Source organism: Sphingomonas populi (assembly GCF_004208535.1).
Classification (GTDB): Bacteria; Pseudomonadota; Alphaproteobacteria; order Sphingomonadales; family Sphingomonadaceae; genus Sphingomonas; species Sphingomonas populi.
The window spans coordinates 1-1,311 of the sequence record NZ_SGIS01000150.1 but is presented as its reverse complement, the minus strand read 5'-3'; the positions used below and the strand labels follow the sequence as shown (position 1 = coordinate 1,311).

Annotated in this window: 1 protein-coding gene and 1 pseudogene; both read left to right on the top strand. The window is 61.6% G+C overall.

Annotated elements, in window-relative coordinates; translation table 11 throughout:
- A pseudogene (locus EWE75_RS25260) lies at window positions 1-431 on the top strand (IS21 family transposase); the annotation flags it as partial.
- Between the two features lie 11 nt (window positions 432-442).
- Window positions 443-1,186 carry an IS21-like element helper ATPase IstB gene (istB, locus tag EWE75_RS24620; protein WP_130160636.1) on the top strand — a complete coding sequence of 248 codons (744 nt, stop codon included), beginning with the start codon at window positions 443-445 and terminating at the stop codon, window positions 1,184-1,186.
- Window positions 1,187-1,311 lie beyond the last annotated feature (125 nt).

Genomic DNA, 1,311 nt, shown 5'->3' with positions numbered 1-1,311 from the left:
TTGAACTCTTCCACAAAGGCCAGCGGGTCGCAGCCCATCAACGCCGCTATGGCGGCGCGACGCGCCACGGCACCCAATTGGATCATATGCCGTCCAACCACCGGCACTATGCCGAGTGGTCACCGGAACGCTTCCAGCGCTGGGCCGCGCAGATCGGTCCCGAAACCGAAGGCTTGGTCATCGCCATTCTGGCCCGACGCCCTCACCCGGAGCAGGGTTTTCGCACCTGCATGGGCATTTTGCAGATCTACAAGGGTCTCGACCCTACCCGCGCCGAAAGCATCTCGGCCTACGCGCTCGCGGTTGGCGCGCTGAATTCCAGAAGCGTCGCCTCCATCCTCACCTCCAAACTCGATCTCGCCGTGCCTGCCGAGGAAGGTCGCGGCGTCGACAGTCACGCCAATGTGCGCGGCCCTCGTTATTTTCAATAAAAGGACATCCCATGCTGCTGCATCCTACACTCGATCTGCTCAACACGCTCGGCCTGACCGGCATGGCCAAGGGCTTGCAGGATTTGGACACGCAACCCGAGGCCCGCTCTCTCGGCCATGCCGAATGGCTCGCTCTCCTGCTCGAGCGCGAAGTGACCGTGCGCCGCCAAAAACGATACGAAAGTCGCGCCAAATCGGCTCGGCTGCGCCATGACGCCTGCCTTGAGGACGTCGATTATAAAGCGCCGCGCGGTCTCGACCGCAGCCTCTTCCTTAAGCTCGGCTCATGCGACTGGATCCGCTCGCACCGCAATTTGCTCATTACAGGGCCCTGTGGCGTCGGCAAAAGTTATCTCGCCTGCGCGCTCGGTCAGAAAGCATGTCGCGAGGATTTGTCCGTCGCTTATCATCGCGCCTCGCGGCTGTTCGCCATGCTGACGCTCGGCAGGGGCGATGGTCGCTACACCAGGATGCTGCGTGCCCTGTCGCGCACTGACCTGCTCATCATAGATGATTGGGGACCCGAAGCGCTCAACGCCGATCGGCGTCGGGACCTGCTTGAGATTGTCGAAGACCGCTACGACCGCGGTTCCATTCTCATCACCAGCCAGATCCCCGTCGACCGCTGGTACGAGATCATCGGAAGCCCCACGCTCGCCGATGCGATTTTGGACCGCGTCGTACACAACGCCTATCGCATCGATCTTGCCGGTGAGAGCCTCCGCAAGCGGCTCACCCAGACACTCGATACTTGACTGTCCGACCCTTATCAGACCATCAAACCAAACGACCTGTGCAGACGCTCCAGGTGGCCGGCTTCAGATCGGAACGATGGCCGGCTTCACGTCGGAATAGGTGGCCGGCTTCGTCGGAATCCGCA

Coding starts and splice junctions, on each gene's coding strand:
- istB (WP_130160636.1), top strand. CDS start 443: ATGCTGCTGCATCCTACACTCGATCTGCTCAACACGCTCGGCCTGACC.